Annotated in this window: 18 protein-coding genes and 1 tRNA gene; 13 read left to right on the top strand and 6 right to left on the bottom strand. The window is 72.2% G+C overall.

All coding sequences use genetic code 11. The annotated features are described in order from the left end of the window. Window position 1 precedes the first annotated feature (1 nt). From ACWD3I_RS20190 to ACWD3I_RS20235, 10 genes are read left to right on the top strand one after another with little or no spacing between them, the layout of a single operon-like run. Window positions 2-1558, top strand: coding sequence for a hypothetical protein (locus tag ACWD3I_RS20190; RefSeq protein ID WP_365405180.1), 1557 nt, complete (start codon window positions 2-4; stop codon window positions 1556-1558). Between the two features lie 12 nt (window positions 1559-1570). Next, a complete protein-coding gene (locus ACWD3I_RS20195; protein ID WP_365405182.1) occupies window positions 1571-5068 on the top strand; it encodes an eCIS core domain-containing protein in 3498 nt (1165 codons plus the stop codon). A 39-nt stretch (window positions 5069-5107) separates the two neighbouring features. Then, a complete protein-coding gene (locus tag ACWD3I_RS20200; protein WP_365405185.1) occupies window positions 5108-6004 on the top strand; it encodes a tetratricopeptide repeat protein in 897 nt (298 codons plus the stop codon). A gap of 23 nt (window positions 6005-6027) precedes the next feature. Next, window positions 6028-6414 (top strand): GPW/gp25 family protein, encoded by a 387-nt coding sequence (locus tag ACWD3I_RS20205; RefSeq protein WP_365405187.1) that lies wholly within the window; start codon window positions 6028-6030, stop codon window positions 6412-6414. A gap of 18 nt (window positions 6415-6432) precedes the next feature. Further along, the gene (locus tag ACWD3I_RS20210; RefSeq protein ID WP_365405190.1) at window positions 6433-8631 is read left to right on the top strand and encodes a putative baseplate assembly protein; all 2199 of its coding nucleotides are present in this window, start codon (window positions 6433-6435) and stop codon (window positions 8629-8631) included. Continuing rightward, on the top strand, window positions 8631-10724 hold the full coding sequence (locus ACWD3I_RS20215; protein WP_365405193.1) for a phage tail protein: 2094 nt from the start codon (window positions 8631-8633) through the stop codon (window positions 10722-10724). The genes ACWD3I_RS20210 and ACWD3I_RS20215 overlap by 1 nt, the downstream gene beginning before the upstream one ends. After that, window positions 10721-12301 (top strand): hypothetical protein, encoded by a 1581-nt coding sequence (locus ACWD3I_RS20220; RefSeq protein WP_365405196.1) that lies wholly within the window; start codon window positions 10721-10723, stop codon window positions 12299-12301. Before ACWD3I_RS20215 ends, ACWD3I_RS20220 begins: the two co-directional genes overlap by 4 nt. Beyond that, on the top strand, window positions 12294-14270 hold the full coding sequence (locus tag ACWD3I_RS20225) for an ATP-binding protein (protein ID WP_451084127.1): 1977 nt from the start codon (window positions 12294-12296) through the stop codon (window positions 14268-14270). The genes ACWD3I_RS20220 and ACWD3I_RS20225 overlap by 8 nt, the downstream gene beginning before the upstream one ends. 11 nt (window positions 14271-14281) lie before the next feature. Beyond that, window positions 14282-15517 (top strand): hypothetical protein, encoded by a 1236-nt coding sequence (locus ACWD3I_RS20230; protein ID WP_365404373.1) that lies wholly within the window; start codon window positions 14282-14284, stop codon window positions 15515-15517. Then, complete coding sequence (locus ACWD3I_RS20235) at window positions 15514-17217, top strand: hypothetical protein (RefSeq protein ID WP_365404370.1); 1704 nt, start codon at window positions 15514-15516, stop codon at window positions 17215-17217. The genes ACWD3I_RS20230 and ACWD3I_RS20235 overlap by 4 nt, the downstream gene beginning before the upstream one ends. 54 nt (window positions 17218-17271) lie before the next feature. On the opposite strand, the gene ACWD3I_RS20240 is transcribed toward ACWD3I_RS20235, so the two are convergent. The 4 genes from ACWD3I_RS20240 to ACWD3I_RS20255 all read right to left on the bottom strand — a co-directional run bounded on the left by ACWD3I_RS20240 (window position 17272) and on the right by ACWD3I_RS20255 (window position 19723). Then, window positions 17272-18060 carry an AfsR/SARP family transcriptional regulator gene (locus ACWD3I_RS20240; RefSeq protein WP_365404367.1) on the bottom strand — a complete coding sequence of 263 codons (789 nt, stop codon included), beginning with the start codon at window positions 18058-18060 and terminating at the stop codon, window positions 17272-17274. 80 nt (window positions 18061-18140) lie between these two features. Continuing rightward, window positions 18141-18344, bottom strand: coding sequence for a hypothetical protein (locus ACWD3I_RS20245; RefSeq protein ID WP_365404365.1), 204 nt, complete (start codon window positions 18342-18344; stop codon window positions 18141-18143). 24 nt (window positions 18345-18368) lie between these two features. Next, the gene (locus tag ACWD3I_RS20250) at window positions 18369-19133 is read right to left on the bottom strand and encodes an AfsR/SARP family transcriptional regulator (protein WP_365404363.1); all 765 of its coding nucleotides are present in this window, start codon (window positions 19131-19133) and stop codon (window positions 18369-18371) included. Continuing rightward, window positions 19130-19723 (bottom strand): hypothetical protein, encoded by a 594-nt coding sequence (locus ACWD3I_RS20255; RefSeq protein ID WP_365404361.1) that lies wholly within the window; start codon window positions 19721-19723, stop codon window positions 19130-19132. Before ACWD3I_RS20255 ends, ACWD3I_RS20250 begins: the two co-directional genes overlap by 4 nt. A 412-nt stretch (window positions 19724-20135) precedes the next feature. On the opposite strand from ACWD3I_RS20255, the gene ACWD3I_RS20260 reads away from it, so the two are divergent. Continuing rightward, window positions 20136-22910 carry an AAA family ATPase gene (locus tag ACWD3I_RS20260; RefSeq protein WP_451084128.1) on the top strand — a complete coding sequence of 925 codons (2775 nt, stop codon included), beginning with the start codon at window positions 20136-20138 and terminating at the stop codon, window positions 22908-22910. 121 nt (window positions 22911-23031) lie between these two features. Here ACWD3I_RS20260 and ACWD3I_RS20265 read toward each other — a convergent pair. Next, window positions 23032-23105 (bottom strand) — tRNA-Pro (locus ACWD3I_RS20265). Window positions 23106-23177: 72 nt separating this feature from the next. Then, window positions 23178-24638: an MFS transporter gene (locus ACWD3I_RS20270; RefSeq protein ID WP_365404355.1), complete on the bottom strand. Its 1461-nt coding sequence runs from the start codon at window positions 24636-24638 to the stop codon at window positions 23178-23180. A 174-nt stretch (window positions 24639-24812) separates the two neighbouring features. Between ACWD3I_RS20270 and ACWD3I_RS20275 the strand changes: the two genes are divergently transcribed. Both ACWD3I_RS20275 and ACWD3I_RS20280 read left to right on the top strand, forming a co-directional pair. Then, complete coding sequence (locus tag ACWD3I_RS20275) at window positions 24813-25391, top strand: TetR/AcrR family transcriptional regulator (protein WP_365404352.1); 579 nt, start codon at window positions 24813-24815, stop codon at window positions 25389-25391. Window positions 25392-25425: 34 nt separating this feature from the next. Beyond that, window positions 25426-26343 (top strand): alpha/beta hydrolase, encoded by a 918-nt coding sequence (locus tag ACWD3I_RS20280; protein ID WP_365404349.1) that lies wholly within the window; start codon window positions 25426-25428, stop codon window positions 26341-26343. Window positions 26344-26391 lie beyond the last annotated feature (48 nt).

Genomic DNA, 26391 nt, shown 5'->3' on the forward strand with positions numbered 1-26391 from the left:
CATGACCCACGCATTCGTCCTGCGCACCCCCTGGTACGTCCTGGCACGCGACCCCGATCGGGACCCCTTCGCCTCCGACGCCGACTCCCCTTGCGTCCAGAAGTACGGGACCGTCGACTACGTCGACCGACTCCTCGCGGACCCCCGCGACTCCCTGGTGTTCGGCGACGAGGACGAGTGGTCGTACCCCCTCGTCACAGTCCCGCGCCCGCTCCCGCGCCTGAGCAAGACGCGCTCCTACCGCATGGTCCGGGCGGGCATGCGCAAGCTCTACCAGCCGAGCCACGACCGCTTCTACGCCGTCGTCGTCGAGCTCTTTTGCGACGAGCCCGGCCTGCCCCGTCCGGGAGACGTCTCCGGGCTGGAACTCGGCTTCGTCGTACGGCGCGAAGTCATGACGGTCGAGGGCGACACGACCGCGTTGCGGAAGCTGGCGGCCGACCTGGTCAAGCGACTCGACTGCGAACAGCACCAGCGGGAGCAGGACGCCCCGGAGCCCCTGGACACGGCGGATCTCGACCAGGTGGCCTGGGCGGCCCGCGACCGAGAGCTCACACCTGTGCAGGCGTCCCTGCTGGCCGCCGCCAAGCCCGCCTGGGTGACCGAGGCGTGGACGGTCGGCGCCGACGGGCGCGGGCAGTGGAGCAGGACGGATCCAAACGCGGGCCCTCAACTCCTGCCCGGTGAAGAGGAGTTGCCGATGTGGCGGCTCCCGCCCTCCGCGGGGTCCTGCGAGGCCGCCCGGACCCGGGTGCTCTGGTTCGGTGCCGTCCCCACCATGTCCGCCGACATCGACACCACCGGCCGTCCCAAGCTCGACGACCAGTACGTCTACCACCTGCGCTGCTTCGCCCGCCGCCGTCCCCCACCGGGCCACGAGCACTGTCCGGACCGCTACTGGTGGAGCGCCCCCACCTCCCCCTACCGCCTCGCCTCCTTCTTCGACCCCGCCGGCACCAGGAACCGCCGCGTCTCGATCACCACGCCAGACTTCCGCGCCCTCGCCGCCCGCGCGCGTGAGCCGAAGGGCCCAGGCGGCGTCGAACTCGTCCAACCCCCGGGGTCCCAGCTCCAGTTCACCAAGGGCAAGACCATCCCGGGCAGCGGAACGGCGGGCGGCGACGGGGTGGAACGCTGCACCTACGCCCTGGAACTGTTCACCATCGTCGCGATGTTCCTCTTCACCCTCTTCCTCCCCATCGTCACGCTGCTCTTCCAGCTCTGGTGGATGCTCCTGCTCCGCTTCTGCCGGCCCTCGACCGGCGCGGCACTCGAACTCGTCACCGACTACCTCGCCAAGAACAACCCGGTGAACGCGATGGACCCCGCCCAACGAGCCGCCCTGGACGAGGTCCTGGGAGCCGAGGGGGCGACCGACCTGTTCGTGTCGGCCGACCCGGAGTTCGGTACGAAGAGCAAGGTCGCGGCGGAAATCGTCGACGCTCTGCACCCGGACGCCGTTCCGACGCCGCAGCCACCCGAGACCGAGCCGGGCGTCGGAGACCCCCTCTGCGGAACAGCCATGTCCACACCGCCCCGTGCGGGCCGGAAGGCTTGAGGGGGTGGCCAGGTGATCGGCCGTCTGAAACGCACCCCTGACACGGCCGTCGCCCGGGCACCGAGCCCGGGGCCGGACCGCCGCGAGAAGGCCGCCGACCGCACGCCGGACACCGCTGAGGTCCTGCGCGAGGCATCCGTGGCACCGGTTTCCCCGGCAGACCGCCACGAGAGCGCACGTCCTGCGGACGGCCGCGGCCTCCTGGCCCAGGAGTTGACACGCGTCGTGGCTCGGATGGCGGACGGTGGGACTCAGGAACCGAGCGAGCGAGAGGCGGAACGGATCGCCGACCAGGTCGCGCGCGGCCACCGGGTCGACCCGCCCCGCGAGTCACCGGAAACCGGCCCGGACGCCGAGCGCCATCCCACCTCCCTGACCGAGGTCCTGTCCGACCCCGAGCCCGGCCGTCCGTTGCCCCCGGCGACCCGCGAGGTCCTGGAGTCCCGCATGGGCGCCGACCTGGGCGACGTCCGGATACACACCGAGCACCGCGCCGACACCGCCGCCGCCGACCTGGACGCCCACGCGTTCACATACGGCACGGACGTCTACCTGGCGGCCGGTTCCTCTGCCCACGACATCCGGCTCATGGCTCATGAGGCGACTCATGTGCTGCAGCAGCGGGGCGGGGAGCCTCGGGTGCACCGGGCGGAGAAGGGCTCGTCGGCGCCGCCCACCGGACCTGACAAGCCCAAGAAGGCCACGGAGCCGACCGCTTACGAGAAGGACGACCAGAGCGTGGTCACCGGCACCGACACCGTCGAGATCATGCCGCTGACCCTGCCCGCCTGGAAGATCACGTGGCCGGGCGAGCCCGCCAGAAAACTCGGTGCCGACAGTCTGAACGTCCGCAAGCACCCTGATGTCCCCGTCGACGCCACGGGCAAGCGCAATACCAAGCAGACCGGAAACTGGGACAACGAGGTCAAGGGAAGAGCCGAGGGTGCGGTAAGAAAGAAGTTTGAGGGCAAGAAACCGCTCTCCATCGACTCCACGGAGATCTACGCACTCAAGTACCGCAACGGGCAAGGCTACGTCATCGGCACTCTGGAAGACGTGGCGCAGCGTGTGGGGCGTCCCGGATGGGACCGACATGGGACGCCCCGCGTCTTCAACGTCGATCACTTCCAGGAGATCCAGTTGGGAGGCCTGGACAAACCCTCGAACTACATACTCCTTGAAGCCGGTCCGAATCAGACCGCCGGTGCGCTCATCAACACCCAGATCAACCGGCGCATCCAGTTGGCCTACTCCAAGGCCAGCCCGCCGCGGCCCGACATCGACCCGCAGAAGATCCGCGCCCAGGAGAAGTCCACGGTCAAGGAGATCAGGGCGGGCCAACTGGGAGGACTCCCGCCCCAGTCTCCGCACTGGAGGCTGGAGGAGATCGGCGACCTGCACAGGGGGCCGATAGCGGCACTCACCTTCCCGGAAGCGAACGATCCTGTGGTGGCCGAATTGTTCGGGTTGCCCGGGGCGGCCAAGGACCGGCTGTGGATCGTCACGAGCAAAACCGTCGGAAGCGCGATCAGTGTGCCCTGGGAATCCAGCGGAAAGCCCAAGAAGATCGGAGCAGTGCACACGTTTCCATGGTTCGCCCTGACGAACCTGGAATATGACCCGGAGAAAAAAGAAGGCCAGTTGGACGCGAACGTCGGCCCGCAGGGAAAGGAGGGGAAGACCGAGGGACCCGCGATCCTCCCGCAGGAGATAGCCGATCTGAAGCTGAAACCGGTCCCGGGTCTCCCAGGAGCCGTCCAGCTTCGAGAGGGCGATCTCGAAGCGAAGATGCGCAGCCTCAAACTCTGGGGATTCAGCCCGATCGACGTCACCTCCGTCGAACTGGACGACACGATCGGACTGCGGCTGCGCGGGGTTCTGCGTCCCACCATCCCCCTGTTCCAGGGAACCGCGGTCGACTTCCGCATGGAAGGCAAGCACATCGCCTTCGAGAAGACCTTCGACATCGCGAGCCTCACCCTGCCACCCCCGCTGCGGGTCACACAGAGTTCGTTCACCGTGAGCCTGGGCACCGACGGACTCGGAGTCGACGGAGTTCTGCTCTTCTCCGTCGACCATCTCGGCAGCGGCAGGCTCGGCGCCGGGGCGTCCCTCGCCGAGGGATTCGACCTTGCCGGGTCCTTCGACTTCGACTCGGACCTGTTCGAGCCGGCCCGCTTCGGTGTCCACTACCGCCGCAAGAGCGAGGACGACTTCTCCTTCGGCGGCACGGCCGAGCTGGGCATCCCCGCCAACAAGGTGCGCGGCATCCGCAGGGCCTCCGTCAAGGCCGCCTTAGAGAACGACGCCTTCACCGCCTCCGGTACCGCCGAACTGGACATACCCGGTGTCAAGAGCGGCAGCTTCGAGGTGCGTCAGGACCCGAAGGAGGGTTTCGCGGCCACCGGAACCTTCCAACTCGCCGACAACATCCCCGGCATCCGCAGCGGCGAGCTGTCCGCCTCGGTCGTGAAGAGCCCCGAGGACAACCGCTGGAAGATCTCGGCCCGGGGTACCGCCGTGCCCGCCATTCCCGGCGTCGACGCACAGATCACGGCCCAGTACGACGACGGGGCGTTCACCCTGGAGGGCAGCGCCGCCTACGCGAAGGGAATGCTCAGCGGCTCGCTGCTCATCGGCGTCACCAACCGCCCGGTCACCCCGGAGGGCCAACCGGCGGGCCCGCCCGGCAAGGACCTCACCGCGTACGGCGGGGGCAGCGTCACCGCGCGCCTCGCCCCGTGGCTCCAGGGCACCGTCGGCATACGGATCCTGCGCAAGGGCGAGGTCGAACTCGCCGGATCGATCGCCCTGCCCGACACGCTGAAGCTCTTCGAGGCCAGGACACTGGAGCGCAACATCCTGCGCATCGGCCTGGACATCCCCATCGTCGGGGTTGCGGTCCTCGGACACCGGGTCGGCATCTTCGCGACGATCAGCGGTGCCCTCGACGCCGACGCGGGCGTCGGTCCCGGTGAACTCCGCCAACTGGCCCTGGCGATCACCTACAACCCGGCGCACGAGGACCAGACCAAGGTCACCGGCGACGCCCGGCTGTTCATCCCCGCCCATGCCGGTCTACGGCTGTCCGTACGCGGCGCGCTCGGCGCCGGCATCTCGCTGGTCAGTGCCGAGGCCGGGCTGGAGATCGGCGGGCGGCTGGGCGTCGAGGGCGCGGTCGAGGCCGGACTGCATGTCGACTGGACTCCGGCGAAGGGCCTGGTGCTCAACGCCGAGGTCAAGGTGTCCGCGGAGCCCGTCTTCACCTTCGACATCGCCGGCTATGTGCTGGTCGAGGCCGATCTGCCGTTCCGCACGGTCGAGTTGTACAGCAAACGCTGGGAGCTCGCGAAGGTCTCCTACGGTTCGGGGCTGCGGATCGGGCTCACCTTCCCCCTGCACTACGAGGAGGGAAAACCGTTCGAACCCTCGCTCGCCGACGCCCGGCTGGAACTCCCCGAGATCGACCCCCGGCAGATCATCGGCGACCTTGTCCGACGCATCGCCTGACGCAACGCCCGACAGCGACCCGCAGGAGGTTCCCGCGCCATGAACGACACCCTGGAGCTCGCCGTGCTCCGCCATCTGCGCGGAGACCTGGAGGGGGCGGCCGCCTACTACCGGGAACTCATCGACGCCGACCCGCTGCACGCCACCGCGCTGAACAACCTGGGCTTCGCCCTGGCGCAGCAGGGCCGCCACGCCGAGGCCGTCGCGCTGTACGAGCAGGCCGTCGAGGCGGCCCCCGACGGTCCCACCGCCCATCTGAACCTGGGCAACACCCTCGCCGCCACCGGTGACCTGGGCGGCGCCGCGGCGGCGCTGCGCCGGGCGGTCGAGCTGGCTCCGGAGGATCCGACACCGAGCGACAACCTCGCCCAGGTGCTGTTGCTCACCGGCCGGACCGCCGAAGCGGAGTCCCTGTGGCGGGCCGCGGTGGCCCTCGCCCCGGAGGACGTACGACTGCGCATCTCGCTGGGCACTGCGGTGGCCGCACAGCAGCGCCTGTCCGAGGCGGCGGCCCTGCTCGGCGACGCCGTCGCTCTGGACCCCTCGAACGCCTCGGCATGGTCACAACTGGGCGCCGTGCTCATGCTGCGTGGTGACCTGGGATCCGCCGTGGACGCCCTGCGGCAGGCCTGTGCGCTGCAGCCGTACGACGCCACCGCACGCCACCATCTCGCCTTGGCCCTGCTGGCATTGGGTGATCGCGCGGGCGCCACAGTGGAGTTGGAGGAAGCCGTACGGGCAGCGCCCGACCGGATCGGTCTGCGGGCCGACCTTGCCGCCGTGCACCTGTCGGAGCGCCGCTGGGCCGAGGCCCTGGCGCATGTGGACGCCGCCGAGGCCGCTGCCGAGGCGCCCGAGGAGACGGTCCGGGGGCGGCTTCGCGCCTACCGGGCCGCCGCGGCGCAAGGACTTGCCGGCACGGCGACGGACCAGTGACGTCCGTCCCGAACGATGGGGGCATGACCACCGAGTCATGGACCGGCAAGGGCCCGCGGTTCCCCCTGCGCCCGGGCAGCGACGGCAGGTTGGCGTACGCCACCGGCGACGAGCTCGTCCGGCAGGCCATCGCCACGATCCTCGACACCGAACCCGGCGAGCGGGTGATGCTGCCCGGGTTCGGGTGCGGGCTGCGGCGTTACCTCATGGAGCCGAACACGACCGCGACACGGGCGGGGATGCGGCGGGACATCGAGGACGCGCTCGCGCGGTGGGAGCCGCGGGTCGGCGTCACCAACGTTGCGGTGACGCCCGGCGAGGAGCCTTCGCTGGTGTGGATCGACATCTCTTATGTGCGGCTGGTGGACCGGCGCGGGGACAACGTGGTCTATCCGTTCTATCTGCGGTGAGGGCGGGGTGAGCGGCCGATGGCGCTGATGGGTCCCATCCTCGACGACCGCACGTACGAACAGCTGCGGACGGAGCTGATCCGGCGGATCCCCGTCCACACGCCGGAGTGGACCGACCACAACGAGAGCGACCCCGGGATCGCCTTGCTGGACCTGTTCGCCTATCTCGGCGAGTCGCTGCTGTACCGCTTCAACCAGATCCCCGACGCCACCAAGGTCGCCTTTCTGCGGTTGCTGGACGTACAGCCGCGGCCCGCCCGGCCGGCCCAAGTCCTGGTCGTGGCGCGGACGGAGGCCCCGGAGGGTGTGCAACTGCTCGCCGGACGGGAGGTGAAGGCCGGTCCGGTGTCGTTCGAGACCGGCGGCGAGGTGTACGTATGGCCGCTGGAGGCGCTCGGCGCGGGCAAGGCGGAGGCCCCGCGGCTCGGTGACGACGACTCGTACGAGAAGGCGCGCCGGGAAGAGGCCGTGCGTCGTGTGAAGAAGGAGAAGGGCCAGGACACAGAGGTCGAGTTCTACGACACCGCCGTGCTGCCGACGGATCCGACCGCGCCGGACGCCGTACCCCTGGACGTGGACGGGACGCTGGACCAGGCGTTGTGGGTGGCGCTGCTGGAAGACCCCACCACGGACGTGCGCCGGATCGAGGGGCATACCGTCTTCCTCGGCATCGCACTGGACGAAAGCGTCGACAGGCCGTTCAGCATGGACACGGCCGACGCGGAGGACTACCGATCCACCGGACTCGACCGGAGCGGGCCCGGGATGCGATGGGAGCTGTGGCAGCACGTCGAGAACACCGAGACCACCGCGGACGCCGCGGACGAACCGTCCTTCGTACGGCTGGAGGTCGTCCGGGACAGCACAGCGGGGCTCACCACGAGCGGGGTCGTCGCGCTCACCCTGCCCCGCCCGCTGCCGCCCCGGCCGCCAGAGCAGCCCACGTCGGCCGTGACCTCACCGCCCCGCCTCGACGATCCCGAGCAGGCGCGTCGGGTGATCGGCTGGCTGCGGGCGACCCGGCCGCCGGAGAGCGGGGCGGGACTTCACCGGGTCCGCTGGATCGGCGCGAACGCGGTGGAGGCGGTACAGGCGCGGACGAGCGCCGGCGCGGAACTGCTGGGGGTCGGCACCGGTGACGGCGGCCAGGTCTACCGGCTCACCCAGACGAACGTACTGCCCGGGACCGTTCTGCTCGAGGTGGAGGAGGACGGCGTCTGGCAGACCTGGGCCGAGACCGAGGACCTCTCCCTCGGCGGGCCGGGCGACCGGCTCTTCGCGGTGGAACCGGCCGACGGGCTGGTGCGCTTCGGCCCGGGTGGGCAGCAGGGCCGGGTGCCGCAGATCGGCCAGCGGATCCGGGTGCGTTCGTACCGCTACGGCGGAGGCGCGGCCGGCAATGTCCCGGCCGGTGCGGTGACCGCCGTCACCGGTGTCGGGGGCGTCACCGTCACCAACCCGCTGCCTGCGGACGGAGGGCGCGAGCCGGAGGCACTGGACGCGGCGCTGGACCGTATCCCGGCCGAGGTGCACCGCCGCGAACGGGCCGTGGTCGCCGACGACTTCCGCGAGCTGGCGCTGCGACTTCCCGGGGTGGCACGGGCGGAGACCCTGCCGCTGTTCCATCCCGACACACCCGCGCAACCCGCCGCCGGCGTCGTCAGCGTCGTCGTCTTCCCGACCGATGACGTACGCGACCCGGGCGCACCGCTGCCGGACCGCGCCCTGCTGCGCCGGGTGGCCCGGTATCTGGACGAACGGCGCCTGCTCACCACCGAGTTGTACGTCCTGCCGCCCGAGTACCGGAAGGTGTCGGTCGCGGTGGGGTTGGCGGTGACGGACGGCCACCAGGTCGACGCCGTGCGCCGCTGGGTGGAGTTGATCATCCGTCAGTTTCTGGCGCCCGTACCGCCGTACGGGCCGAACGGCGGCGGCTGGCCGCTGGGGCGGGTGGTCCGCGGGGCCGAACTGGAAGCGGTCGCCGTCCAGGTGGAGGGCGTGGACTACCTCCAAGGGCTCTCCCTTGCAGAGGAGAGCGGCGACCGGGATCACCCGTGGCGCACGGTGACCCAGGTGGTCCTGCGGCCGTGGGAGGTGGCGGAGTTGGCGGACATCACCGTCGTCGCCGGACCGCCCCTGGAGCCGGGCGCGGGCTACCGGCCGCCGCCCGGGCCCGGTGACGTCGTGCAGGTGCCGCTGCCCCGCGAGGTGTGCTGATGGAAGGCGACCGTGCGCTGTGCCTGCTGGCCGATTCCGACCAGTGGGCCCGTTGCCGGCACGAGAACACCGCGCTGATGCCCTGCGGGGGCGTTCAGCTCACCTGGGACGAGGACACCCCGATCCGGCCGGCCGACAGCGCCACCGGGCTGGCCTTCGACCGCTGGGGGCGCGCCTACCGCTCCCGGCCAGCGGCGGGCCGCGTGGATGTGATCCGTGCGGAGCGCACGGATCCGCTCGGCGGCACCCCTGGTCTGTTCACGTGGCCGCGCGGGCTGGCCGTGGACGGCGAACAGCGCTTGTACGTCGTGGAGTCGGGCGTGGAGCGGGACGCGGTCACCGTGTACGACATCTGGGCGGATCGTGTGCTGCGCCGCGTTCCCGTGGCACGTCCGGTCGATGTCACGGCCGTCGGCGGGCGTGCGTACGTACTCGTGCACCACCCTGACGCCGTCGTCGTCCTGCTCGGCCGACGGGATCCGACGCCCGGCCCGACGCCCCGTCCACCACGCTGCCGCGGCCGTATGACGCCGTACCGGATCGCGGCCCGGCCGGACGGGTCGCTGCTCGTGCTCTGGCGGGAACAGAACACGGCCCACGCGGTGGTGGCGACGCTGACCGGCGAGATCGTCGTGGCGGCGCCGGAAGCCTCGGACTTCGCGGTGACGGCCGAGAACCTGCTGGTCGTGGCGCGGGCGCCCGGTCGGCCGTTCCAGCGTTTCGGGCAGTGCGGGGGCGGCCGGTGGCAGGAGCTCGAGCCGGTCGCCGCCGACGGCTACGACGGCGGGGCCGTCGCGGCGGCACCCGATGGCACCGTCGCGTTCACCACCGACACGGACATCGGCCGGACGGGCGGCGCGCGGGCAGCACACCGCAGTGCCGGGCGGGTCGTGACGTACCGGCTCGACAGCGGGGCCCCCCGCACCCGTTGGGGGCGGCTGTTCCTGGACGCGTGTATTCCGCCGCGCACCGACGTACGGGTCGGCTTCGTCACGAGCGACGACGACGAGCCGCCCGGCGACCCCCTGCCGTGGCTGCCCGCCGACCGCGGCTCCGGCACGATCCGCCGCCCCGACCTCACGCCGCCGCTGCCCTCCGGCATCCTGCTGGACGCGGCCCGCGCACCGGGCGGCCGAACCCTGCTGCGCCGCCCCACCGGACGCGAAGGGCCCTGGGCGCAGATCCCCGCGGGTGACCGCTACGAGACGTACGAGACGCCGGTCATCGCCGACCCGGGACGCTATCTCTGGGTCGTCCTCGAGCTGTCGTCCGGCACCGCGGCCCTCACGCCCCGGGTCCGCGCCCTGCGCGTGGAACGGCCGGGCCATCAACTGCTGCGGCAACTGCCCCGCACCTGGTCCCGGGACGACGGGGACGCCGACTTCCTGCAGCGCTTCCTCGCTCCGGCCGAGGGGATGCTGCACGAACTGGACGAGCGTGCGGCCCGGCGCGAACTCCTCGTCGACCCTTCTGCCGTGCCCCAGGAGGCGCTGCAGTGGCTGGCCTCCTTCGCCGGGCTCACTCTGGACCGACGCTGGCCCGAGAACGCCCGGCGCACGCTGATCGCGTCGGCGTACCGTCTCTTCCGGCGTCGTGGGACGCTCGCCTCGCTGACCGAGATGCTGGGCATCTACCTGGGCCGGGAGCCCGTGATCATGGAGCGGTGGCGGCTGCGCGGCGTCCCCGGCGGAGTGCTGGGGGGCACACCGGGCGGCGGGGCGGTGGCCCCGGTGCTGGGCCGGATCCGCGTCGGCGGCACAGGGCCGGGTGAGGACGGCTACCGCACCGCCGCCCACCGCTTCACCGTCCTCGTGCACACCGCTCTGTCCGCGGAACAGCTCTCGGTGGTCCGTACGATCCTCGACCTCGACAAGCCGGCCCACACCCTGTACGACATCTGCGAACTGGGCTGCGGCATGCGGGTGGGACGGCAGGCGCACCTCGGGCTCACCGCCGTCGTCGGCCCCGGCGCGGGGTGGGGTCCCGCGATCGTCGGCCAGGTCGCGGTCGGCGGAGACGGGATCGTGGGCATACCCGCGGCGGGGGCTCGGGTACATCAGACCTCCAGGGTCGGGGAGGTACGGGTCGGATGACCGAACTGACCGTCCGTCGACTGTCCGTCGCCGCCCGCACGGATGAGGGGACCGATGAGGGGACTTGGGGCCCCGGGCGGCTCGGCCGGCTGTTGCGCGGCGTGGCCGAGCACCGTCTGGAGCACGTCGTCCGCGCGGCCGGGCTGCCTGGAGGAATCTGGTGCCTGCGCCGCCTCGACGTGCCCGTGCGGCTCGACCCGGCTCGGCCGGACTCCGCTCTGGAGGAGGCCTGGGCCGAGGCGTTGGTGGCCGCGTTGCGTACGGCACTGGCGTCGGGGTCGGCGGACGCGGTGCGCTACGCGGGCGCGTGGGACGGCCTGCTCGACCTGATCTGCTCTGTCACCACCGGCCGCACCGCGCGCAGTTGGGCATGGCGCCAGGTCGGTCTGCTGCGTGCCGGGGACCCGGAACCCGACCGTGCGCCCCGGGCGCTGCTCCTCGCCCTGCTGCACCGGTACGCACGCCAGGCACCCGCCCTAGTCGCGGACGCGGCCGAACGGGTCGGCCTGCCCGCCCTGCACCGCGCCCTGGGCACGGACGGATGGCAGACCGTCGCTGAGTCGGTACGGGCGGCGGCGTGCGGCGGCGTGATCTCCGGCGGCGGCCACTCGGGGCACGGCGGTCCGCTCTTCGCCGGCAGTCGTGCGGTGGCGCGAACCCATGCGGAGGCCGCTCCGGTCGTCGCGCTCGCCAAGGCGCTGGTCGCCGCGTCCCGGTTCGCCACGCGGGCCGGGCGTCCGGGGCTGCGGCCGGCTTCCGGCACGGTCGAGGCATGGGCTGTCCTGGTCGTCGCCGAGGCCGACCCCTCGGTGCTACGACGGTCCCAGGCCCCCGAAGTCGTCGCGGCCGTGACCCACTTGCTCGGAGGGACACCCGCGTCCGTCGTGGGCCGGCGTACCTCCGGTGGGGCACGGCCGACGGAGCGGACCCCTGCCAAGGACGGCGCCGACGCTGTGCTCTCCGGCGGGTCCCGGCACCAGGACCCTGACGGCGGGCTCGCCCCGCCCTCCGTGCCGGCTGCCCCGCCCGCACCCCTGGTGACGCCCCTGCCGGACGACGATCCGGAAGATCCTGGGCGGCCGACGTCCTGGGCCGGGCTACTGTTCCTGCTGGCGACGGCTTCCGCCGCCGGAATCCCCGACACGGTCCTGGCGGATCCGGTGTTCGCGGGCCGCACGCTGCCCTGGGTGCTGCAGGGCGTCGCCCTGTCCCTGGTGCCGACAGGGTGCGCGGACCCTGCCGTCGCCGCATTCGCGGGCACGGACCCCGACGCGCGACCGCCATGGGAGCGGGAACCCACGGCGACCGCGGTGGAACGGGAGCGGATCGACGGGATCGCCGGTGCCTGGGCGGCGGTGACCGCCGCGGTGCTGGAGCCGGCCGAGGCCGGGCGGGAACCGTGGGAGGCCGTCGGCGCACTCGTCCGCCGCACCGGCCACATCCGACACACGCCGGGGTGGACCGACGTCAGGCTGCGGGTCGACGAGATCGACGTCCGCGCCCGGCGCGCCGGGCTCGACCTGGATCCGGGCTGGGTGCCTTGGCTCGGCACGGTGGTGAGGTTCGTCTATGTCTGAACGGACCGAGCAGGTGAGCCGGGCCCTGTCCGCGCGGGCCGCGACGCTGGCGCAGCGACTGGCCGGGCTGCTGGACGCCACATGCAGCGCCGAGTCGGGGGCGCCGCAGGCGGCGGCGTTCCTGCGGGACTGGGCCACGGCGGCGATCGCGGCCGGACCCGGTGCCGGTCTCCGCGGCGACCCGCTGGCGGCGCTCGTCGAGCGGTTCGGGCTCTGCGACGACGAGCGTGATCTGCTCCTGCTCGCTGGACTGCCCGAGGAACACGAGGGCCTGGCCGGTACGTTCCGCTCGCTCCACCCGCGCTCCGAGCCCCGCCCGACCGTGGGTCTGGCCGCACTGCTGCTCGGCGACCCGCGGGGGGACCGGTCGGGACTGCGACGGCTGTTGGCGGAGGGGGCGGCCGTACGGCACGGACTGCTCAGGGTCGAGGGCGGCAGGGCCGAGACCTGCTACGAGCGCGCCTTGGCCCCCGCCGAACAGCTCTGGGACGCGCTGCACGGCCATGACGCCTGGCCCGGTGGCATCCAGCGGGTGGCCGTGGACGAACCGCCGGCCGGGCTCGACGGCTGGCTCGCGCTGCCCTCCGTACGGTGGGCCGTCGACGCCCTGCGTTCCGCGGATCCCCGTACGCTGCTGCTGTCCACCGGCGACGAGGTGATCGCCGCGAGCCGGTGCGCGGCACTGGGGACCGCCGCCGGCCGGTCGTTGACCGGAGCCCGCGTGAGCACGGCGGACAGTGCCTCGATCGCCCTGGTCGCCGCGCATGCCGCCGCCCGGGACGCGGTACCTGTGCTCTTCCTCGACGCGCCGGCCCAGGACGGCCGCCCGGTTCCCGCGCTGGACGTCGAGGACCTGCCCGGACCGGTCGTGGTGTGCGCCCCGCCGGGGACCATGCGCCCCGTCGGGCGCCGCCCGGTGCTCGGTGTGCCCTCGGGTCCGGTCGGCACCGACGGCCAGCGCCGGACCTGGCGGGCCGAGCTGCCCGAACTGGCCGACCGCGCATCACAATTGATGTCCCGTCACCCCATGGACCCGGCCGTGATCACCGAGGTCGCGGCGGACGTCCGAAGCATGCGCCGGCTGTCGGTTGTCGCCGACGATCCGGTGTGTCCGGCGCGCGGGGTCTCCGACGTGATCCGGGGTCGGGCAGGCATCGTTCTACCGCCCGGGGTCGGGCTGCTGACCCCCGATCTGTCGTGGCGGCGGCTCGTTCTGCCGGACGAGACGGTCGGCCAACTGCGGGACGCGGTGGCGCGGTTGGAACATGCTTCGCTGGTCCTCGACGAGTGGGATCTGCTCGCCGTGGCGCGCGCCGGCCGTGGGGTGCGGCTGATGTTCACCGGCCCGCCCGGCACCGGCAAGTCCCTGGCCGCCGAGGTCGTCGCCACCGCCCTCGGCACCGATCTGCTCGTCGTCGATGTGTCCCAAGTGGTGTCGAAGTGGCTGGGCGAGACGGAGAAGAACCTGGCCGGCGTCTTCGACGCGGCCGAACGCACCCGTGCCGTACTGCTGTTGGACGAGGCGGACGCCCTCTTCGCCACCCGTACCGGGATCACGGACGCGCACGACCGCTATGCCAACCTGGAGACGGCCTACTTGTTGCAGCGCATGGACCGCTTCGACGGCCTCGCGGTGCTCACCACGAACCTGCGGCAGAACATCGACGCGGCCTTCCTGCGCCGCATGGACTTCGTCGTCGACTTCCCGCTGCCCGACGAGCACCACCGCCGGCTTTTGTGGGAGCTGCACCTGCCCGAAGCCGCCCTGGCGGACGGTGTCGACCTCGGTCTGCTCTCCACCCTCTACCCCGTGCCGGGCGGCTGGATCCGCAACGCCGCCATCGCGGCGGCCTTCCTCGCCGCGCCCCGGGGCGGGCCGATCCACCAGCACCACCTTGTCCATGCGATGGCCCGGGAGTACGCGAAGGCCGCCAGGCCGTTCCCCGGCAGCCCGGTCCCGGCCAGTTAAGGAGACAGCGCATGCCCGCAACACGTGAGTACGGGTCGGAGGGGTCCGCACCCGCACAGGATCTGCCGGTCAATCCCTTCGTGGCGCTCCGGGTCTCCTACGGGATGCTGCTCGGCGAGGACGATTTCGGTGCGCTCCTGGGCAATCCGCGCGGCAAGCACATGCTGCACAGCTCCTGGCTGCACGGCTCCGGCGTGGTCTGGGGATTCCCGGTGACGGTCCCGGACGACCCGAAGGGGCTCCGGGTGGGCGCGGGCCTCGCCGTGGACGGTCTGGGCCGGGAACTCTCGCTGGGGGCCCAGGAGTGCGTGTCCGTCAAGGCCCTGCTGGAGGACTTCACGAAGCGGGGCGGGAAGATCACCGGTCCGGGTCCGCACACATACCGGCTGGTCGCCGTGTTCGACACCTGCCCGGCGGCCCCCGTTCCGGCTCTCGGCTCCCCGTGCGACCTCTCCCGCGAGCAGAACGAGTACTCCCGCACCGTCGAGCGGGTCCGGTTCGAACTCCGCCCGCAAGCGACCCCGGATCTTCCGGTCCCGTACCCGCGGCTGCGGAAGCTGTTCGCCTCCGGTCCGCCTCAGGACCCGGCGAGTGCGACCGACCGGTTGCACGCCTTCCGCGAACTCGCCGCCCTGGACGCCACCGACCTCGGTCCGGCCGTGGGGCCGGACTCCCGTCCGACACTGTTCCCGGTACCCGGTTCGGACGCACCGGTCACGCTCGCCGGCGTGGAGATCCGCGGCACCGGGGAGGCGGCCGAGGCCGGCGCCGTGGACCAGCTGGTGCGCCGCGTCCTGCTGCCCACGAATCTGCTGCAGGATCTTCTCGGTGCCCTGCGGCCCCCGCAGGGGGACCACGCCGCACCACCCGCTCCGCAAGTACGCGAGCCCGTCGACTGGGCTCCCGGCCATACGGGGTTCAGCTTCACCGTCACACGGCCCCTGCACCCGGGGTCGATCGGCCGGGGCTCGCTGGAGGTCGCCTCGCTCGGCGAGCGCGCGTGGGCCACCGCGAGCGTCCAGGAAGTGACGTACCGTCAGGAAGGGGGTGCGGGCGTCGTCATCGTCACCCTCGGCGACTCCCCCCAGCACGATCTCGTCCGGGTCGTCGTCCACGGCACCGGACCCACCCCGGTTCTCGGCGCCGACCTCATCCCGCTGGCCGGCCTCGACGGTGGGCCGGCCGGCAGCAGGACGGACGGCCGTGATGCCGTGATCATGCAGAACCTGGGGAGGGCCTCGTCATGACCATCGCCCGGCTCAATGCCTTCGACGGGCTGTTCCTGCGGTCCGCGCACCTGGAACGCATGCAGGAGTACACCCGGTCGCTGGCCTACGCACTCGGCAGGGCGGGCGGTCCCGGCGTGGTCCACGGATACAGCACCAGGCTCTCCGCCGACCGGCTCCACGTGGAGGTGGAACCGGGGCTGGCCATCGGCGCGACCGGGCGGCCCTTCCTCCTGGAACAGAGCGCCACCCTGGATCTGAGGGACCCCGAGGTGATCCGGGACCAGCCGGGCGCCGGCACCCTGAAGCTGATCGTCGCGACCGGACACGACGTCCCCTTCGGCCAGGAGAACGTCTACGGCGAACTCTGCGCGGGAAGCGCGCTCGGCAGCACCGAGGCATACGTCCGCGAGGACGTGGCCGTCAAGGTCGTGGACTGGCCGCTGTCCGGTCCCACGAACAAGGCGGACTCGACTTTGCGGTCGCGCGTCGCGAAACTGTGGTTCGAGCAGGAACGCACCGCCGGCGTCCCCTGGATCGCCGACGACGACCCCACGGACTCCACCGACCTCCTCCGGCCCGACTGGGGCTCCGGACTCGCCCCGCGGACGCCGCACGGCCGGGAGGACGTACCGCTCGGGGTGCTGCTGCACACATCGAAGAAGTGGGTGCTCGACGTCTGGACCGTCCGGCGCGAACGTATGGACTCACCCGCCCGGCGGGCCCGGCAGCAGCAGATCGGGCTGCGCCCCTGGGACGTCTTCGTCGCACAGGTCCTGCAGTTCCAGGACATGCTGGCCGACGCCTGGGCCGGGGCGACGCCGGTCGTGCTGTCCACCGCCGGCGACACCAACCGGGAGGTGCGCGAGAAGGTGCAGGCCGCCAGGGACGTCATCGTCTCCGCCCGGGCCCGCGCGAGCCTCGACGCGGTGCTGAAACTGGTGCCGGAATCGGCGGAAGGAGAGACCACGCCGACAGCCCTGCCTCCCCTCGTCCGCGGTCTCGGCATCGAGGAACTCCCGCCCGCGGGCTTCCTGCCGCTCGGTGCGGGCTCGGATACCTCGGTGCAGGAACGGATCAGGGCGATGTTCCCGGGGTCGGTCGAACTGGCCTTCCACGCCTGCCCGGTGGACGCCGTCCTCACCGCCGTCGAGGCCGCGCAGCACCTGCGCCGCATCCCCCTGCCGACTGCGGACAGGGAGAGCCGGGTCGCGGTCGACATCCTGGTGCCCGACGGTACGGAGAGCGTCGGCGGCCTGGTCACCGACCGCCCCTGGGTCGCCTTCCGCCGGCACGCCGAATGCGGCGACGGGCTGGAGAGCGTGGACCTCTACCTCTGCAAGGCCGAGACGGCCGATACGGCGAAGACCCTGCTCGACGACCTCGCCACCGGGAAGCTGCCCCCCGCGAAGCTCAAGGGCGCACAACGGAGCGTCCTCCACTACCCCGTCGGCGGGTGGGCGCTGCCGGCGGAGCAGCCGACCGTGGAGCAGTGGAAGGCCGACGGAGGGCTGGTGACCGCTCTCGCACTCGCCCGGTCGGTCGAGCGGCAGGCCCTGATCGCGGGACGCGCGGCCATGCTGCTGGATGTGTTCCCGGCACCGGCCGGCGGGGCTCCCCGGACCGGTGGGGTGTTCGCCGCCCTGGGGAAGGAGCCCGCCCGGGACGCGATCGTCCTCATCGGCCACCCCGCGCCGCGGGACGGGGACAGTCCTCGGTAGCCGGAGCGGGACGGGGGCCGATCCCTGGTAGCCGGACGCGGCCCCCGGCCGCCGTCACGAGATGGCGGTCAGGCGCCCGTCGGCGCGTGCCAGCCCCCGCATCGCGCACCCGGACAACAGGGCGGTGATCTCTGCTCCGGGCGGCACGCCCAGCTCACGGTCGAGCAGCTCGGCGTAGAGGTCCAGACTGCGGCGCGCCTCCAGCCAGTTGCCCTCCGCAAGGTGCGCCTCGATCAGCACGCGCTGGGCGCTCTCCCTGAGCGGGTCGGCGCCGACGGCCTGCATCGCGGCCTCCACGGCCTGGGCGTGGCACCTCCGTCGGGCCAGCTGCCGACTCTGCGCCTCCAGCGCGTGCAGCAGCCGTTGGCGTATGCGCTCGCGTTCCATCAGAGCCCAGTCCTCGTACCAACCGGGCAGCAGATCGAGCGCGTCCATCGCGGTCGGCATCGCCCGGAGGTCTACGGCACTCGCCGCGGCGTTCACCATCCGCGCCGCCCAGTCCGCGACGAGCCGGACATCGAGGAGCACGTCCCTGTGCAGGGTCAGCCCGTACTTGTCCACGTGCAGCAGTTCCACCCCCACCTTGTTCAGGCGCCACAGGGCCGACCGCAGGTTCCCGGCGGCGCGGGCGTCGTCCCCGACGGGCCAGAGGGCACCCGCGGCGTACCGTCGCTCGACCCGCCCCTGTCGTAACGCGACAAACACCAGCAGCCGCTTACTGCCTTCAGGTATGTCGATCCGCCGTCCGCCGAAGGCCACGAACGGGCCGCCGAACAGATGCAGTGCCGGCAGAGGGGCACGGGTCTCCTGGGCAATGAGCTGCTGTACGAAGTCGGACGGCATCGCACCCCCTGGTGACAGTGCGCACGCTCGGGCGGCGCGACCGGCGGCGTCACCGTAGCGTCGAGGCCGTCACCGCTCTGTCACAGCCGGCCCGCGTCGTCGGCGAAGTGGCCGAGGAACTCCCGGACCGCTGCGACGGCCGACTCGACGTCCGGGAACGTCAACACCCGCTCGGTGCTGACCTGTTCGATGTCCGGGTTCTGACGCACGGTGACCAGCACACCACCTCGCTGAACCTCGATGCGTATCAGGCAGACACCGGTTCTGTTCGGCTCGTGCCTCATGGACGCCACGGTGCCAGCCCGCTGTCACCGCACCGTGGCAACGGGGTTCTGGCCGCCCTCGACCGCGAACGGCTCCTGCGCGAGGGCGGGGGCGAGCATCGAGGAGAACAGCGGTGAGGGCAGGAGGCCGTGCCGGTCACGGACCAGCTCCCTGAACGCGTTGTAGTGCCGGACCGCTTCCGCCGGGTCGTCTCGGGCCAGGTACACGGACACGACCGTCCTGTGGGCGCTTTCACGCAGGGGCGCGCTGCGCGCGCTCGCCAGAGCGGCCTCCAGGGCGAGCGTGTGGCGGCCCCGGGTGGCGAGGCGCTCGGCCAGGGAGTCCAAGGCATGGAGACGCAGCTGGCGGAGGTGTTCCCGTTCGAATCCGACCCAGTCCTCCTCCCATCCGGGGAGCAGGTCGGCTTCGGGCAGCAGGAGACGGAGCAGTTCGTCGTCGTACGCGTCGCAGGCGGGCGAGTTCGCGGGGCGCAGCACCGACCGGACGAAGGCGCGCGTGTCGACGTCCACCGATTCCGCGAGCGAGAGGTCGCCCCGATCGCTGAGCACGAGTGGTCGGTTCACACGGCCCAGCCGCCACAGGGTGGTCCGCAGACACCCCTGTGCACGCTCCTCGGTGGCGTCCGGCCACAGGGTGCCCGCCAGCGCCACGCGGGTGGCACGGCGGTGCAGGCCGAGGTAGGCGAGCAGGCGCCGGGCGCCCGCGCAGACCTCGGCCGGGGCCGCGTCGCAGTCGAGCCGGAAGGACCCGCGCAGACACAGACGAGTGAGGGATTTCCCGGTGGTCATCGCTCGGCCGCTTCCTGCCTGGCGTTGCTGAGCCACTCGGCGTCACCGGCGCGTTCTGCTTTGTCGCGCCGGTGGTGGATGCGGCAGAACCGGTAGCCGGCCTGCAGGAGCACGAGGAACAGACTCGCCGAGGCGACGACAGCCACAGTTTCGGAGCAGCGCGCCAGCGCCACGTACATCCAGCCGGCCAGGACTGCCGGATAGACCAGCATGGCGGCGAACGGCTCGTTCATGAAGCCCGCCAGCGCATGCGGGCGCCGCACGAACTGGCCTTCGACGATCCACCCCAACTCGATGTGCCTGCCCGCATGGATCAAGCTCCCGCACTTCTCGATCCCGTACAGCTCGTAGGCGAACAGCCCCAGTGACACCACGAAGCCGAAGAGCCCGATCGGCAGCCAGACCGGTTTCGGATCGCCCGGATCTCTGCCGATCAGCAAGCCGACACTCGCCCCGCTCACCACCGGCAGAAGGCTCAGCAGCTTGGCGCGGAAGTCGTCGATCGCCCGGTAGCTCAGGCAGATCTCCTGGTAGACGGCCCTGAGCTGATCGTCCGTGGCGGGTTCGGGGTTCGCGGGACGCCCGGTCATGGTCGTTGCCCGCGCAGCCCTGCACGGCCGCTCCACACTGCGTCGTGGGTGCTCATCCGTGGTCCCCCTCCACGCGAACGTCGTCCGAGGCCACCAGCGGAGCGCACCGCGGCGGCGGACGGTACCGGGGAATGTCCTCCGGCGAGCGCCGCCCTGCCGTCGTCGCTTCACGCCCCGGTGGCGCATGGGTCGGGCGCCACAGCACAGGCCTCCCACGAGAGCCACATCGCCACGCGATGCCATACGACGGGAATCCGCCGCAACGGGGAACTCCCTTGTCCCCAACGGAATGTGACGGATCGACGGGAAGAAGAGCAGATGCGGCAACTGTCCTCCGGGATCATCCGCCGCGGTGCACCCTGGGGAACGGCGGAGGGCACCACCAGGCGGGGGCATGGGGTACGGGGGCACCATGGACGAGCCGGCGGCACGGGAGTGGGAGACACCTGTCGGGCGCCGTCGGGAGTGCGGGGCGCTCGACGAGTTGCTGAACTCGCTGGCCGAGCGCGGGGCGGCGCTGCTGCTGCGCGGCGACCCGGGTATCGGGAAGAGCACCCTCCTCGACTACACCGCCCGGCGCAGCCCGTACCGGGTGCTGCGGATCAGGGGAATCGAGTCCGAGGCGGTTCTTCCGTACACGGTCCTCGCCGATCTGCTGCTGCCGTTGCGGGAGCACTTTCGCGAGGTGGCCGCGGCCCAGCGCCGCGCCCTCGAGGGGTGCCTCGCGCTGGCCGATGTCACCGATCCGAATCCCTACGCGGTCTGTGCCGGGGCGTTGAGTGTGCTCGCCGCAGCGGGCGAGGCGGAGCCGCTGGTCGTGCTCGTCGACGACCTGCACCGGGCGGATCCCTCGTCCCGGCGGGTGCTGCAGTTCGTCGCGCGACGCCTGTCCACCGAGCGGGTGGCTCTGGTGATGGCGGTACGGGCCGACGGCCGTGAGGACCTCGTCTGGGAAGGCGTACCCGAGCTCCGGCTCGCCCCGCTGGACGACGAGGAGTGCCGACAGCTCCTGCGGCGCTGCCGACTGGACCCCGCGGGACCGGCGGCGGCGCAACTGATCCCGCTCAGCTCGGGGAACCCGCTGGTCCTGGTCGAGTACGCGGAGACATTGGCCCGGACCGGGGCACAGGGTGACGGACTCGGCGGCCAGGACTGGCAGACCCCCGGCCCGCTGGTGGAACGAACCTGGCGGGGCCGGATGCGCGCGCTTCCCCGGGACACCCAGGACGCGCTGGTGTTCGTCGCGGCTTCCCACGCCCCCGAGTTCGCCGAGCTGGAGCGGGCGCTGAACGCCGTCGGCCTCTCGCTGGACGCCCTGGAGGCGGCCGAGGAGGCCGGACTGGTGCGGGCCGAGGACGCGGGTTTCGAGCTACGGCATCCCGTACTGCGCCCGCTCGTCCTGGCCGGCTGTCCGGTGACCCAGCAGTTGCGCGCCTACCGGGTGCTCGCCGATGTGTCGGACGGTGAACTGCGTACCTGGTACCTCGCCTGTGCGACGCCCGGCCCGGACGAAAAGGTGGCCGGGGCACTGGCCGCCGCGGCCGAACAGGCCCGGCAGCGCGGGGCCTTCGACTCCGCCGCCCGCGCCTGGCACCGTGCCGCCGAACTGTCACCGGCGGCGGCGGACAGAGCCGTTCGGCTGCTCCGGGCAGCTGAGGACGCGTTCCGCAGCGGGCTTTCCCTCGACGCCGCCCGCTGGTGCGAACAGGCGCTGCGCCACTCGGCCGAGCCGTGGCTGACCGCCGACATCGAGCTGTTGCGCGGGCAGATCCGCAGTTGGGCAGGCGATCCGGTCGGGGCGTACCGACTACTGGTGGCGGCGGCGGCCGCGGCCGAGCCTGCCGACCGGGCCCGGGCCTGCGCCCTGTACGGCGCCGCCGTCATGCCGGCGGCGATGGGCGGGCGCCTCGGCCAGGCCGTCGAGGCGGCCGCCCACTGCCGCGAACTCGCCGATGCCCAGGCCACCCGACCGGAGCAGCAACTGGCCGGAGTGATGCAGGGCCACGCCCTGGCACTGACCGGCCACGTACAACGCAGCCGTCGGCTGCTGCTGGACCGGGAGGCACTCCACGGGGCGTGGGCCCTGGAAGAGCGGCAGTCCGCGGCGCTGATCGGCCAGGCGCTCTCCTGGGTGGACGAGGAGGAAGCCGCGCGCGAGGTGCTCGGCGTGGTGATCGACCGGGCCAGGCGTGAGGGGAATCCGGGGCTGCTGCCCTTCGCACTCGTGGCGCGGTGCGAGGTGGAGTCGTGGAACCGGTGGGCTGCCGCCCGCGCCGACGGAAGCGAAGCACTGCGCTGGGCCCAGGAGTTCGGCCACAAGGCGATGACCGGATACGCGCTGACATCGCTGGCCCGCCTTGAAGGGCTGCGCGGCGACCGCGCGGCCTGCGAAGAACGTATCGCCCGCTACGAGGCGCACTGCGGTGAGGGCATCCCCGGCCTGGACGTGTTCGCGCACTCCGCACTGGGCTCGGCGGCCCTGGCCGCCGGGGATCCACAGCCGTGCCGCTCCCATCTGGAACGGGCGTTGGCGACGGCGGAGCGGATGGGTCTGGGCAATCCGCACCTGATGCCGTTCGTGGCGGACCTCGCCGAGGCGCACAGCCGTACCGGGAACCGCGAGCGCGCCCTGGAGATCACCCTCTGGCTCGACGAGCGTGCCCGGTCGACCGGCTTGGCCTGGCCCGCGATGGCGCACGCACGCTGCCGGTCGATGCTGGCCCGGTCCGCGGACACGGCTCTGAGCTGGCTGGCGGTCGCCGAACAGGCACACACCCGCCGGGCGATGCCCTACGAGCTGGCTCGCACCCGGCTTGTCTGCGGCGAGGCCCTGCGTCGTCTGCGTCGCCCCGCCGCAGCTCGCGAGCCCCTGCAGGCTGCCCAGCGGACTTTCCGGGCCATGGGTGCCACGTCCTGGGCCGACCGCGCCACGGCGGAACTCGCCGCGGCCGGACAGCGCTCGCACCCCGGAGACAACCCGCTACCGCAGGTGGACCTCCTCACGGCACAGGAATTCCAGGTGGCCCGGGCGATCGGCGAGGGCCTCAGCAACGTGGAGGCCGCCGGCGCGCTGTTCCTCTCCCGCAAGACTGTGGAAGCCCACCTCACCCGCGTCTACCGCAAGCTGGGCATCCGTTCCCGCTCCGACCTGGCGCGCTGCCTGACCCAAGCCGGCGTCGTCGGCTGATGCGTCGTCACCACGTCAACCGAATCGCCCCAGCCCCGGCCTGCGACCACCAGCCTCCAGGCACACGAAAAGCCGCCCTCCCATGAACGGGAGAGCGGCTTCCGACCTGCCGAAAGCAGAGTCGGGACGACAGGATTTGAACCTGCGACCCCTTGACCCCCAGTCAAGTGCGCTACCAAGCTGCGCCACGTCCCGGTGCGACTCCCCCGGACGAACCGCGGGAACACGCAGGTAAACCCTACCGCATGGACGTGACGACGGCGGACGTCAGCCGCGTACGGCGGTCGGTCGCCCGGCCTCCGACGGTTCGCCGGTCGCCCGCGCAGTCCCGGTCGTCGGCGCCGTCCCGTTCGCACCGGACGCCCGGCGGACCGGTACCAACAGCGCGGCCAGGGCGGCGGCGAGGCACAGGACCGCGAGCAGGGTGAAACCGTGGGTGTAGCCGGAGCCGTAGGGAAGGCCGGAGGGCTGGAGCCGGCCGGTGACCAGGACGCTCGTGACCGCGGCGCCGATGGAGCCGCCGATGGTGCGGATGTTGGCGTTCATGCCGGTGGCGGCGCCGGTCTGCTCGGGCGGCACGCTGCCGACGATCAGGTTGGCCATCGAGGCGAAGGCCAGTCCGATGCCGAGGCCGAACACGCCCGCGACGACGGCGATCTGCCACTGGGCGGCGTGCCAGAGGACGAGGAGGCCGAGGGCCAGCGCGCCGAGCGCGGCGCCGGTCGTGAGCAGCGCCTTCGCGCCGACCACGGGTTCCAGCCGGCCGCTCAGGATGCCGGAGCAGAACATCGCGAGGAGCATCGGCAGCATCAGCAGCCCGGAGGTCGTGACGCTCGCGCCGAAGCCGTACCCGGCGGAGCTGGGCGTCTGCACGAAGGCCGGCAGGAAGGACCAGAGCGCGTACATGCCCGCGCCGAAGAGCAGGGCGACGGTGTTGGTGGTCCACACCGCGGGCAGCCGCATGATCCGCAGGTCGATCAGCGGGGAGCGCGAGCGGGCCTCGGCCAGCAGCCACAGCACGAACAGGACGACGGCCACGGCGAGCAGTCCGAGCACCCGGGGCGATCCCCAGCCCCACTTGCCCGCCTGGCTCAGCGGCAGCAGCAGGGCCACCAGCCACGCCGACAGCAGCACGGCGCCGATCCAACTGACCTTGCCCTCGGCCAGGTTGGGCGACTCGGGGACGTAACGCAGGGCGATGAGCGTGGTGACGGCGACGACCGCGACCGGAATCCAGAACAGCCAGCGGTAGTCGAGCGCGGAGACGATGGGTCCGGCCGCGACGATGCCGACGCCGCCGCCCGCGGCGATCACGGCGGACAGGTTGCTGATGCTGCCGGGGACCTCGGACGGGGCGAACTCGTCGCGGATGATGCCGAAGGAGAGCGGGAACAGGGCGCCGCCGACGCCCTGGACTACCCGGGCGACGATGAGCATGCCGATGTTCGGCGCCAGGGCGGCGAGCAGACAGCCGGCCAGGACGACGAGCAGGACGGCGACGAGGGTGCGCTTCTTGCCGATCAGGTCGCCGACGCGGCCGAGGATCGGGGTGAAGACCGAGGCGGACAGCAGATACGCCGTCATCACCCAGGTCGCGGTGGCCTGCGAGGTGTGCAGCGCGTGCTGCACGGTCGGCAGGGCCGGTGCGATCAGCGACTGGAGCATGGCGAACACGCCGGCACCGGTCGCGAGGACCGCGAAGGTCAGACGGGTGGACTTGCGGGGCATGGAGAGCCTCTCCGAACACAGAGTGCGGCCGAAGCCTCGTGGGAAGCGGTCGCGGAAAGGGCAGGGAAGCGCCTCGACTGATAAAGTGGAGGCAGGCCTCCACTCTAGCGGAGGCACGCCTCCGCTTCAACCCGGAACGGAGGCAGACCTCCGTTTCAGCCCCGGGAGGCGTCCGTGACCGCCCAGTCGTTCCCCGTCAGCGAGATCGTCGCGACCCGCCGACCGACCCGGAAGGACGCCGCCCGCAACTACGACGCCCTGCTGGCCGCGGCCCGGGAGGCCTTCGCGGAGCACGGGGCGGAGGCGTCGCTGGAGGACATCGCACGGCGGGCGGGTGTCGGCATCGGCACGCTGTACCGGAACTTCCCCACCAGACGCCATCTCTTCGAGACCGTGTACGCGGACGAGGTGAACACCCTGGTGCGGGTGGCCGAGGAGGTCGCCGACCGGGAGCCCTGGGACGCCCTGACCGCATGGCTCGACCGGTTCGCGGACTACATGGTGACCAAGCGGGCCGTCCGCGAGGCCCTCAATGACGAGACGGAGATCTTCGCCGCCTGCCGCACGTCGATGTACGGCGCCGGCACGCCCCTGCTCGAACGGGCCCAGCGGGCGGGCGAGGCGCGCACCGACATGGACTTCACCGACCTGCTGCGCATGGTCGCGGGCATCACCGCCACCGCTTTCGACGACGACGCCCAGCGCAGGCGGGTCATGTCGATCGCCCTGGACGGCGTGCGCACGAAGGTCTAGCGTCTCATTGCCTGACTCAAGTAAGTTCGGCCGCATGTCCCTCTTGGCTCGACCCTCGATCGCCCCCCTCGTGGCCAAGGCGATGCAGCGAGCGACCCGGCTGGCCGGCGGTCGCCTGGCCACCTCCTCGTACGCCCGCTTTCCCGAACACCCGCGCAAGGTACGGGAGTTGACGATCCCGACGTCGGTCGCCCCGGCCCGGGCGACGGTCTATCTGCCCGCCGCGAGCGAGGACACGGCGCCTGCCGTGCACGTCAACTTCCACGGCGGCGGATACGTCATGACGCTGACCGAGCTGGACGACCCGCTGTGCCGGTTCCTCGCCGCGGAGGCGGGCGTGGTCGTGATCAACGTGGACTACGCGGTCGCCCCGCAGCACCCGTTCCCGGCACCGCCCCGGCAGGCCTACGAGGTCGTCCGCTGGGTCGCCGAGCACGGCACCGAGCAGGGCTGGGACGGCGGCCGGCTCACCGTGGGCGGGCAGAGCGCCGGTGGCGGGCTCGCGGCGGCCGTGGCCCGGCAGGCGCTGGAGGAGACCGGGCCGGAGATCGCCCTCCAGGTGCTGCACTATCCGCCGCTCGACCTGGCGACCGGCATCCGGAACAAGCGGGCGGCCATCGCCCGGCCGATGCTGCGGCCCTGGATGGGCGATGTCTTCGACACCTCGTACATCCCTGACGTACGACTGCGCGGCGACCGGCTCGCCTCACCCGCGCACCCGTCGGACACCGCCGACCTGAAGGGCATCGCCCCGGCGCTGATCGTCACGGCCGAGTTCGACATCCTCAGGGCGGAGGCCCAGAGCTACGCCGACCGGCTGCGGACCGCCGGCGCGCTGGTCGGGCATCACGACGTGGCGGGTGTCGACCACGGCTACGACGGCAAGGACGACGTGAAGGCGCGGGAGACATACGCACTGATCGCCCGACACCTACGAGACGCCGCCGCCTGAGAACGAGAAGGTCGCCGGCCGCCCCCCGAAACAGCCGGCGACCCACGA

This window comes from Streptomyces sp. NPDC002817, assembly GCF_053592055.1.

Coding starts and splice junctions, on each gene's coding strand:
- ACWD3I_RS20190 (WP_365405180.1), top strand. CDS start 2: ATGACCCACGCATTCGTCCTGCGCACCCCCTGGTACGTCCTGGCACGC.
- ACWD3I_RS20200 (WP_365405185.1), top strand. CDS start 5,108: ATGAACGACACCCTGGAGCTCGCCGTGCTCCGCCATCTGCGCGGAGAC.
- ACWD3I_RS20205 (WP_365405187.1), top strand. CDS start 6,028: ATGACCACCGAGTCATGGACCGGCAAGGGCCCGCGGTTCCCCCTGCGC.
- ACWD3I_RS20210 (WP_365405190.1), top strand. CDS start 6,433: ATGGCGCTGATGGGTCCCATCCTCGACGACCGCACGTACGAACAGCTG.
- ACWD3I_RS20215 (WP_365405193.1), top strand. CDS start 8,631: ATGGAAGGCGACCGTGCGCTGTGCCTGCTGGCCGATTCCGACCAGTGG.
- ACWD3I_RS20220 (WP_365405196.1), top strand. CDS start 10,721: ATGACCGAACTGACCGTCCGTCGACTGTCCGTCGCCGCCCGCACGGAT.
- ACWD3I_RS20225 (WP_451084127.1), top strand. CDS start 12,294: ATGTCTGAACGGACCGAGCAGGTGAGCCGGGCCCTGTCCGCGCGGGCC.
- ACWD3I_RS20230 (WP_365404373.1), top strand. CDS start 14,282: ATGCCCGCAACACGTGAGTACGGGTCGGAGGGGTCCGCACCCGCACAG.
- ACWD3I_RS20235 (WP_365404370.1), top strand. CDS start 15,514: ATGACCATCGCCCGGCTCAATGCCTTCGACGGGCTGTTCCTGCGGTCC.
- ACWD3I_RS20240 (WP_365404367.1), bottom strand. CDS start 18,060: ATGCCGTCCGACTTCGTACAGCAGCTCATTGCCCAGGAGACCCGTGCC.
- ACWD3I_RS20245 (WP_365404365.1), bottom strand. CDS start 18,344: ATGAGGCACGAGCCGAACAGAACCGGTGTCTGCCTGATACGCATCGAG.
- ACWD3I_RS20250 (WP_365404363.1), bottom strand. CDS start 19,133: ATGACCACCGGGAAATCCCTCACTCGTCTGTGTCTGCGCGGGTCCTTC.
- ACWD3I_RS20255 (WP_365404361.1), bottom strand. CDS start 19,723: ATGACCGGGCGTCCCGCGAACCCCGAACCCGCCACGGACGATCAGCTC.
- ACWD3I_RS20260 (WP_451084128.1), top strand. CDS start 20,136: ATGGACGAGCCGGCGGCACGGGAGTGGGAGACACCTGTCGGGCGCCGT.
- ACWD3I_RS20270 (WP_365404355.1), bottom strand. CDS start 24,638: ATGCCCCGCAAGTCCACCCGTCTGACCTTCGCGGTCCTCGCGACCGGT.
- ACWD3I_RS20280 (WP_365404349.1), top strand. CDS start 25,426: ATGTCCCTCTTGGCTCGACCCTCGATCGCCCCCCTCGTGGCCAAGGCG.